We start from the raw sequence: 9,288 nt of genomic DNA on the forward strand, positions 1-9,288 counted from the left end.
CAAAATACACACCTACAGCTATGCCCCCGACTAGTTTTGTCAGTCAACCAGGGGTCAAAGTGACTGAGTGACTTGATCTACGCAGATGATTTAAGCCTAATGTGATTCAAGCCTAATGGTTTGGCTTGAACCTATTACGCTACCACTCTGATTTTGGATATCTGCTCAGGTAGAGATCTTGTCTATACGTCTGATATTCCAATGCTACGCAACCTTTAGCAAAGGAATTCAACATGACCCGCAAACAAAAACAAACCAAAAAGTCCAAACTCATCAGCGAGTTTGGTTCGCGCTGTTGGTGGTGTCAGTGCGACCTGCCCGCGGAGAAATTAACCCTCGATCATTTACGACCCAAAAGTCGGGGTGGTTCGAATTCTCTCGAAAACTTACGGTTGGCCTGCCGACCTTGCAATCAATCTCGCGGCAACAGTCTTTATCCGCCTAAGCAGAGATTCACCTCTCAACCTATCCTCAGTCCATTGGAAGCCCAAAATGCATAAAATTTTAGTGTTCAACAACGAAAAACTTCTACGCCAAGCGCTCACTCATCGATCCTATGTCAATGAAAATCCTGATGAGGGCGGACATAATGAGCGTCTAGAATTCTTGGGTAATGCAATCCTAAATTTCATTAGTGGCGAGTATTTGTATCGGAGCTACCCTGAATTGGGAGAGGATGAAATGACTAGGCGCAGAGCGGCGCTGGTTGATGAGAGACAGCTCGCCAAATTTGCTGTTGAAGTTGGTCTAGATTTTAGAATTCGGCTTGGACAAGGGGCTATTCGTGACGGGGGATACCAGAATCCAAACCTTCTCAGCAGCGCGTTTGAGGCGGTGGTTGGTGCTTATTATCTCGACAAAAATCGAGATATTGAGGTGTTACGTCCATTGATAGAACAACTGTTTGAGTCTGTTCCTAAGGATGTAATAGTAGCCCTTTCAAATGTCGATTCCAAGAATAAACTTCAAGAAATTGTGCAGTCAAATGGGGCAAAAGCGCCTCCAAAATATGACACCGAGAAGATTGGTGGAACGGATCATGCTCCGCAGTTCCTTTCAAGAGTTTATGTAGATGGTAAGCTCTACGGTGAAGGAACAGGTCGCAGTAAGAAGAATGCTGAAAAGCAAGCTGCTGAAGATGCGCTGGCTAGACTGAAGAAACGCGGACTATTTTGAGGCTTTGAGGCTACCTTAATAAATGACTTAGTGCGTTTCCCGCTGGCAAAACTCAGCCAGTCGGCTTGGAGGCGTAGTGAAACGCGATCGCAGCTTTGAAGCTAGTTGAATTGTATGCATCTGCCTAATATCCCGCGGTGCTGACTCAGTTTTTAGCTTCTAGTCATAACGCGCTGTTGATTTTAGCTTGATACGTTATGCCACGCGGACGGTCTCCTATAAGGAGATTAGCGAGTTGCATGACGGCGTGCCCACTGGCGGATGGCTTGGCGCAGGGCGCGTCGTCCTTTGGGAGAGGGATGGAGGATGAATGCGCTGCTTCTATTCTTCTAGAATTTCAACTAAATCCTCGATCGACACGTCGAAGGCGATCGCCAGTCTGCGAAGTGCTGTGTAATCAGTCATGGTCATTGCGTCGCGCTGCACGTAGTTTTTGACGGTGCTGTAGTTCAGTCCGGCGCGTTCGGCAACTTCTCGGAGCGTCCAGCCCCGCTGCTTTGCAAATTCTCGAATTTTTAGCCGAATTAGCCCCATATAGCAAGACAGTCGCCTTATTCCTCCAGAATTTCTACCAGGTCTTCGATCGACACGTCGAAGGCGCGAGCTATCTTGAACACAGCACTTAGATCAACAGTATTCAGCATGTCTCGCTGCACATAGCTTCTCACCGTGTTGTAGTTCACACCTGCATAGTCAGCGACTTCTTTCAGCGTCCAGCTTCTCTGCTCGGCTAGCTCTTTGATGCGAAGTCTGACATAACCCATGTTTTGCTTGATACCGTTGCGTATGCAACATATGATTTCGATATGCCAATGGTGCGTATGCAACGAAGGCATATTTTGAGAGAGAAGGGCGATCGCTTTTCTTTTTCTCCTCTACAGGTGCAATAAGTTCTGTTTGCCAGATCGCCAGGTTTGATCCTCCCTGACTCCCCTTAATAAGGGGGGAACCGAGCTGTTCCGGAAGTCCCCCTGATTAAGGGGGATTTAGGGGGATCTACACCGATTGCACTGAGGATAAACTTTGCACGCCCTACCTGATTTCAGGTGACATCATGATAACTCCAAAGTCCGTACCCGATTTGCTTCGGGTGCCCGTTCCTGCTGCGCCAAACGGTCAGCAGCCCGTTCGCATTCTGATTTGCGGCGTGCTGCCCGGTGTAAATCATATTGTGCATTAGCTTCATGTCCGGCGCTTTGCCGAAGCGGGCGAATGGTCGCCGCCGCTGCCGTCGCTGGTGGAGGGCGAAGTGATCTGCATTTTGGTGCGCTATTGGTCAGGAGGGCGATTCCCGTAGGGAACATGCGCCGCACTACTTGCGCGAACGCTTCGCGAATCGCACGTTGCGGTCATAGCTAGGAAATATTGCCAGAGCGACTGCAAAAAAATCAGTTGGGTCGGTCGCGCCTTCCCAACTGAAATCCAAGTATTCAGGGCTATTCAGGGCTATTCAGAACCTTGTGCTGGCCTACAGGCTGCTCGGCCGAGTTTCCCTAGAACAGGCTTATCGACCCGCATTGCAGACCCGACTCAGCATGGTTGTTGTCGCTTGCGACTGGGGTCGCTGGGCTGCGCCAAAGCTACCCCTTGCATCCGCAACTCGCCAGGTTCCATCGCAGGCCGTCATGGCTCTGCGTAGCTCCTGCCCCAGCCGATAGTTGAAGACATAGCTCCCTTGCTGAACCAGTCGAATGGAACTCAAGTCGAGATACACCGCCTGTCCGCCCACCGCTTCACCGAGATATTCCCAGTTCGTGGCGGCAGAATTGCAAACTCGGTTCAGCATGTTGCGCGTGGCTGGCGACTGTGGCCGTATCAGGGGTTCAGCATCGCCATTCCGATTAAACACCTGCCAACGCCCATCGCAGGGGGTGTATGCAGACCGTTGATCTCGACCGATTTGATATCGGAAGAAGTAGCCGCCTCGTCCGTGGGGCTGGATAGAATCTAAATCCAGGTAAACGTCTTCTCCAGTCACGGCAACGCCCTGATATTCCCAGTTGGCGGCGATCGCCGGAGTGGCTACACTGCCCGCCAGCGTCAGGGCGATCGCCGTAGAAATGAACTTTCGCATCTTGCTCTCCTCAGGTTTGGTCGCTCACCTGGCGTTTGGCTCAGGCGAAGCGCGGATTGCGCTGTAGTGTGGATACTACGCAGCAATAACTCTTTTCGGAGAGTTAATAGCTGAGATGCCAAAGATCCCCCCTGTGGGTACTGGGTTTCAGGTCGTGCCCAAGGGCGATCGCCCCTAGACAGCCACCATTAGAAAAATCTTGAATTTTCAAACCTGAGCGTATATAGTGTAATGCCTAGAGACAGCCCGCTATAATGGCACTACATATTGAGGATGTGAGATTGAGAGGGTGAAATTAAGGGTGTGCCCGCTGGGTTTTCCAGTGCCTTTGCAAGATTTTTCACAGCGCAACTTCACAACACCATTCCACGATACATACGAGCGATCGCCCTATGGTTCAAAACATCGAACGGCCCAGCCAAACCAGTCCCTTTCCCGCGTCTGCGCCCGCCGCCAACCCCGTGTTTTATCGTACCTACAGCCGCCGGGGCGAAAAGGCGGAAGGGCGGCGCGAGACCTGGGAAGAAGTGTGCGATCGCACGCTCAGTGGCATCATCAAGCTGGGCAAGCTGACCGACAGCGAAGCCGGCCTGCTTGGCCGGATGCAGCGCCAGGTCAAGAGTCTGCCCTCTGGTCGCTGGCTGTGGGTGGGCGGCACCGCCTGGGCCGATCGCCCCGAAAACTTCTCTGGAGCCTATAACTGCACCAGCACCAACGTCGTGGACTGGCGGGCTTTTGGGTTGATGATGGATCTGGCCATGATGGGCTGCGGCACGGGCGCGGTACTGGAGCCAAAGTATATTCACCAATTGCCCGCCATTCGCAACCGCCTCCACGTTATTATGCAGGGCGACATCGGCAGCACGCCCGCCGACCAGCGCCAGAGTGAGACGACGGTGACTGTGGAGGGCGATCGCGTCTCGATTCGCGTGGGCGACAGTCGCCAGGGCTGGGTCAAGTCCTATCAAACGGTGTTGGAACTCTCCACCGACGAGCAGTTTAACGGCGAAGTCACCGTTACTATCGACCTCAGCGATGTGCGTCCAGCGGGTGAACGGCTGAAGGGCTTTGGCGGCGTGGCAAATCCCATCCGACTGCCCCAGCTTTATGAACGATGCGCGGCGATTTTGAACAAAGCCCTCGGCCGCCAGCTCAATTCCATTGAGTGCTGCTTGCTGATCGACGAGGCAGCCGCCTGTGTGGTTGCTGGAAATATCCGCCGCTCTGCTGGGATGCGCCAGTTCGACAGCGAAGATGAGTTGGCGAAAACAGCCAAAGACAACCTCTGGATGCAGGATGCCGAGGGCAACTGGCGCATCGACCCCGAACGTGACGCGCTCCGCATGGCGAACCATACTCGCGTGTTTCACCGCAAGCCGACGCTGGAGGAATGCACCGAAGCCGTCCGCAAGCAATACTACTCCGGTGAAGGCGCGATTCAGTGGGCAGGAGAAGCGGAACGTCGCGCCCAGGGCGAGGGCCGCTATGGGCTGAATCCCTGTGTGACTGCTGAAACCTGGGTTCACACAGGCGACGGGCCGCGCCAGGTCAAAGACCTGATCGGCAAGCAGCACAGCACCTATGTCAACGGTGAGCTATTCAGCACCACACCGGAGGGATTTTTCTACTCTGGCACGAAGCCTGTATTCAAACTTTCTACTCAGGAGGGCTTTGCGCTACGGCTGACGGGCAACCATCGATTGCTCAAGGTCACTGCCCAGACCCAGAAGGCGCAATACACCGAATGGGTTGCGGCAGAAGACCTGCAACCGGGCGATCGCATTTTGTTGCACAACCACCGCGACCTTAACCCGTGGGATGGTGCAGGAACCTGGGAAGAGGGCTGGCTTTTGGGCAACCTGCTGGGCGACGGCAGCCTGTCCACAACCCAGTGGAGTGACACCGCCGTGCTGCGCTACTGGCAAGAATCGCAAGCAGAGATGAGCCAGCACGCAATCCAGCTTCTGAAAACTGCCGTTGGCTACGAACCGATAACGCCCGAAGCTCACTATCACGCCCAGCTTAAGCACCGGGTAATTAACTCCACCGGACTGGCGAAACTCGCGGCCCAGTTTGGCATGAGGCCAGGACAAAAGCAGATGACCGCTGCGTTGGAAGCCACAAGCTGCGAATTTCATCAAGGCTTTCTGCGCGGGCTATTTGATGCCGATGGTAGCGTCCAAGGCGATCAGATTAAAGGAGTCAGTGTGCGGCTGGCGCAGAGCAATCTGAACACCCTGAAAGCAGTGCAGCGGATGCTGGCTCGACTCGGCATCATTGCGACTCTGTACGAAAATCGCCGTTCTGCTGGCTATCGTCTGCTGCCCGATCGCGATCGCCAACCTGCGCCCTACGCCTGCAAAGCCCAGCACGAATTGGTCATTGCCAAAGACAACTTACACCAGTTCCAGAAGTTAGTCGGGTTTCAGGAACCCCGAAAAGCCCAAAAGCTGGAGGAGGCGCTCAAGGGCTACAAGCGTCAACTTAACCGTGAGCGGTTTGCGGTGACGGTCGCTGCGCTGCAAGCAGACGGGACAGAAGCAGTGTATGACTGCACCGTGCCCGGCCCGGCCTGCTTCGATGCTAACGGGTTGGTTGCCCACAACTGTGGAGAAATCATTGGCGAAAACTTCCACTGCAACCTGGCGGAAGTTCACCTGAATCAGCTCGATCCGTTTGATTTCAAACAGCAAGAAGATGCCTTCACTGCCGGAGCGCTCTCCGTTGCAGCGCTGCTCAACCACCGCTTTACCGAGCCGCGCTATCAGCAGTCGCGAGAAGAAGACCCAATCGTGGGCGTGTCCTTCACTGGGTTATTTGACTTTTTTGTGCAGGCGTTTGGCGTGGAATGGCTGCGCTGGTGGGCGCAGGGCCGCCCCGACACGGTGAAAGGGCTAGAGTTTAAGGAGAAGGAGCAGCAATACCTGAGCTACTGGAAAGAGGTGGTGCATCGCGTGGTGTGGGACTATTGCGATCGCCATCAACTCCGCCGCCCCAACCGCTGCACCACCGTCCAGCCTGCGGGCACAAAATCCCTGCTGACGGGTGCGTCTCCCGGCTGGCACCCGCCCAAGGCCCAGCGCTTCATCCGTCGCATCACCTTCCGCAAGAATGATCCCGTAGCGTTGGCCTGCCTGGATTATGGCTACAGCATTGTGCCGTCGCAATCCGACAAAGACGACGACGGCAACCTGCTGAACGACCCGTTTGACCCGCGCTGCACCGAGTGGCTGGTGGAAATTCCCGTGGAGGTTCCCTGGGCAAACCTACCCGGAGCCGACGAAATCGAAATTGAGAAATTCAGCGCCCTGGCTCAGTTCGATTTCTATATGCAGGTGCAGCAGCACTACACCGCGCACAACACCAGCGCCACCATCGAGCTAAACGAAGACGAGATCGAGCCGCTGGCCCAGGCAATTTATGGGGCGATCGCCCAGGATCAGGGCTACATCAGCGCTGCCCTACTGGCCCGGTTCAACGCGCCCTTCCCCCGGCTGCCTTTCGAGAAGATCGATCGGGCTACGTATCTGAAGCTCCAGCGTGAGGTGCAGGAGCGACAGCGCACGGCTGACTTTTACGCCGCGCTGGCCAGATACGACTCTGGCGAGCTAATCGAAGCGGGGCCCGCTGGCTGCGACAGCGACAAGTGCATGTTGCCGGAGCAAGGAAAATAGAGATTGGCGATCCAGAGCGTCAACGTCAGAAACGGCAAATTTCTCTAGCAGGGCCTGAAGCTCTGCTAGAGTTGATGTACCTGGAGCCAACTCTCCAAACTTGCCAGCAACCAGAGTTTCACGCCATAGCGTCGCCAAGTATCACCCTGGTAGGTAAGCCAATCTTGAATCAGAGCGTGATTAAGATAAGGAGAAATGGCTGCTTTCCGATTTAATAGCAAAGCCCGCGCTTCCCGCTGCCAGTGTTTTTGAAACCCAATCTGCACCGGCACCATCATGCCGCTTTTGGGGCGGTTTACAATGACATCGGGTAATAAATCTGCAACTGCTTGCTTGAGGACAGCTTTTTCCTGAATGCCAGAGAGCTTGTGTTCTGGTGGAATTTGCATACTCAGATCAACCATTCGCGGATCAAACAAGGGCGATCGCCCTTCTAAACCGACTGCTCGCGTCAGGTTACTGACCTTTGTCAGAATGTGATCTGCCCCCTTGAAGCGAATGTTAATCGCCATCAGACGGTTCAGATAATGCAGGTCTGAATTAAGCCAGCCCTCAAAGTAGTAGGGTTCTGACCGCACTGCTTGCCATATTTCTGGCTTGAGCAATTGCGGCAACTCAACGGCGCACTTTTGGAAGCTGATGAGGTAGGCTTGAACCGCGTCTTGTTGGTTAAACCTGCCGTAAAGACTCTGGATCAGCATGGGCTGATTTTTTGGGCCGCCGAAGCATGGATCACCCCCTTCACCATTCAAAACCACGTTCACGAACTGCTTTGCCAGCCGACCTAGCAGAAGATTTGGAACAGTGAGCGGATCGCCAATGGGATTATCCAAGTGCGCCATGGCTTCAGGCAAGAATGCCCATAGGTCAGACAAAGAAATTTGAAGGATGTGGTGATGGGTTTGGCAATGCTGGGCAACTAGTGACGAGAATTCCAGTTCATTAGGATATTGCTCACCAAAGTGAATCGAAAACGTATGCACTGGCGCATAGTGAAGTTGACTAGCTAGCGCTGTCACGCAGCTTGAGTCAATCCCCCCTGATAAAAAGCAGCCGACGGGTTCATGTTTAGGCAGGGCATCTTTCACCGTTTCTTCTAACAGGTGTCGCAATCTCTGACTGTGCCATTCAATAGACTCTGTTGCTCCCACAATCTGCTCCTGCAATGTCCAGTAGGGCTGGATTTGGTCGTTTGGTAGTCGCAGCGTTGCTCCAGGAGACAGCTTTCGTACCCCTTTCCAAAGGGTGCGATCGCCAGGAACGAAGGCACAGCAGAGGTAGTCCCGCAGGGCAATCTCGTCTATCTCTCGGTTGTGATAAGGCAGGAGCGATTGCATGCGAGGGGCAATCCAGCGAATGGCTCCATCGGTTGTGTAATAGAGGGTCTGCACACCAGCGGGGTCGCGGCCAAGGGTCAGCGTTTGGCGTTCGCGATCGTAGACCGCAAGGGCAAACGTTCCTATAAGTTGCTGCCACGGAGCCAAGGCATCTTCTGCGCCGAGGTGCTCCCAGAGTTGGGCAACCAGATGTAAGTCACTCTCTGGCTTCCTGGTTAGCCCAAGCTGTTCGGCCAAAGGGGCTGGCTGACACAACCAAACAGTCCCAATGACAACCCAGCGCCTTGAGGGGCTGAAGACCGGAATCAGGTTTGGGGAGGATGGAGCAGACAGGGGTGAAGCGAAAAAGGCAACACTGCCATCTTGCCAGGCTGGTTTTTCTGGCAGGAGTTCGATTGACCCAAAAGCAATCTTCCAGGCGGGTGCGAGTTGAGGGGCAAATGCGGGAAGTTTATGGAGTGAGGGTTGGAAAAAAGACTGGAACCGACCTTTGAGGAAAAGCATAGCTAGGGGCAAACTGCTCCATGTGAAGTCAAAATGTATACGCTTACGGGTATGTAGTCTACATGTAGTCTAAAGATTAGCGTCTAGTACTTAAACCTAGACAGTTGATCTAGCCACCTGCGTTAAAGGGAAAAATGCATCTTCTAAGGAGTTGTTAAGAAGTTGTAGCCCAAAGACTGACCTAGGGAATAGCACAAGGGTGTTAGATGTTTGGCTAGTTTCAGGTTACCCATAGAGATTATGTCAATCACTCCTCAGCAATCTGAATCGTTTATGAAGGTTGCCTTCTTTTAAGTGTTCATGTGTTCACGCTTGTTATCCGATATACCCCAATTGATTAGCCTTTTGGAGGTGTTATGACTTCTAGAATCACAAACGCTCAACTTCAGCAAATTATTGAAGAAGTTGAGCGAATGAAAAAGGAAGAGCAGTCAACATTAAGCCGGGAGGAGGTCAAACAAGTGTTGGAGGAGCTGCTTGACTGACAAAACTAAGAGGCTGGAATGCGGCTGAGGACGATGAA

The 9,288-nt window shown here is 53.5% G+C and carries 8 protein-coding genes; 4 read left to right on the forward strand and 4 right to left on the reverse strand.

The genetic code is table 11. The features are described from left to right. Nucleotides 1-233 precede the first annotated feature (233 nt). Together IGS16_RS00005 and rnc are read left to right on the forward strand one after the other, a co-directional pair. Nucleotides 234-500: an HNH endonuclease signature motif containing protein gene (locus tag IGS16_RS00005; RefSeq protein WP_297082208.1), complete on the forward strand. Its 267-nt coding sequence runs from the start codon at nt 234-236 to the stop codon at nt 498-500. Further along, nucleotides 493-1,176: a ribonuclease III gene (gene rnc / locus IGS16_RS00010; RefSeq protein ID WP_297082210.1), complete on the forward strand. Its 684-nt coding sequence runs from the start codon at nt 493-495 to the stop codon at nt 1,174-1,176. Before IGS16_RS00005 ends, rnc begins: the two co-directional genes overlap by 8 nt. Nucleotides 1,177-1,497: 321 nt before the next feature. Here the strand turns inward: rnc and IGS16_RS00015 are convergent, their stop codons facing one another. Together IGS16_RS00015 and IGS16_RS00020 are read right to left on the reverse strand one after the other, a co-directional pair. Further along, entirely contained in the window at nt 1,498-1,710 is a 213-nt protein-coding gene (locus tag IGS16_RS00015) for a helix-turn-helix transcriptional regulator (protein WP_297082211.1), read from the reverse strand. A gap of 17 nt (nt 1,711-1,727) precedes the next feature. Next, nucleotides 1,728-1,940 carry a helix-turn-helix transcriptional regulator gene (locus IGS16_RS00020; RefSeq protein WP_297082213.1) on the reverse strand — a complete coding sequence of 71 codons (213 nt, stop codon included), beginning with the start codon at nt 1,938-1,940 and terminating at the stop codon, nt 1,728-1,730. A 290-nt stretch (nt 1,941-2,230) separates the two neighbouring features. Here IGS16_RS00020 and IGS16_RS00025 point away from each other — a divergent pair, with 290 nt between their 5' ends. Beyond that, nucleotides 2,231-2,356 (forward strand): hypothetical protein, encoded by a 126-nt coding sequence (locus IGS16_RS00025; protein ID WP_297082215.1) that lies wholly within the window; start codon nt 2,231-2,233, stop codon nt 2,354-2,356. Between the two features lie 324 nt (nt 2,357-2,680). Here IGS16_RS00025 and IGS16_RS00030 read toward each other — a convergent pair whose 3' ends face one another. Beyond that, entirely contained in the window at nt 2,681-3,250 is a 570-nt protein-coding gene (locus tag IGS16_RS00030; protein ID WP_297082217.1) for a hypothetical protein, read from the reverse strand. A gap of 392 nt (nt 3,251-3,642) precedes the next feature. Between IGS16_RS00030 and nrdJ the strand changes: the two genes are divergently transcribed. Continuing rightward, entirely contained in the window at nt 3,643-6,924 is a 3,282-nt protein-coding gene (gene nrdJ / locus IGS16_RS00035) for a ribonucleoside-triphosphate reductase, adenosylcobalamin-dependent (protein ID WP_297082219.1), read from the forward strand. 65 nt (nt 6,925-6,989) lie between these two features. On the opposite strand, the gene IGS16_RS00040 is transcribed toward nrdJ, so the two are convergent. Beyond that, nucleotides 6,990-8,765 carry an asparagine synthetase B gene (locus IGS16_RS00040; protein WP_367185681.1) on the reverse strand — a complete coding sequence of 592 codons (1,776 nt, stop codon included), beginning with the start codon at nt 8,763-8,765 and terminating at the stop codon, nt 6,990-6,992. Nucleotides 8,766-9,288 lie beyond the last annotated feature (523 nt).

Source organism: Thermoleptolyngbya sp. C42_A2020_037, assembly GCF_015272455.1.
Lineage (GTDB): Bacteria > Cyanobacteriota > Cyanobacteriia > Elainellales > Elainellaceae > Thermoleptolyngbya.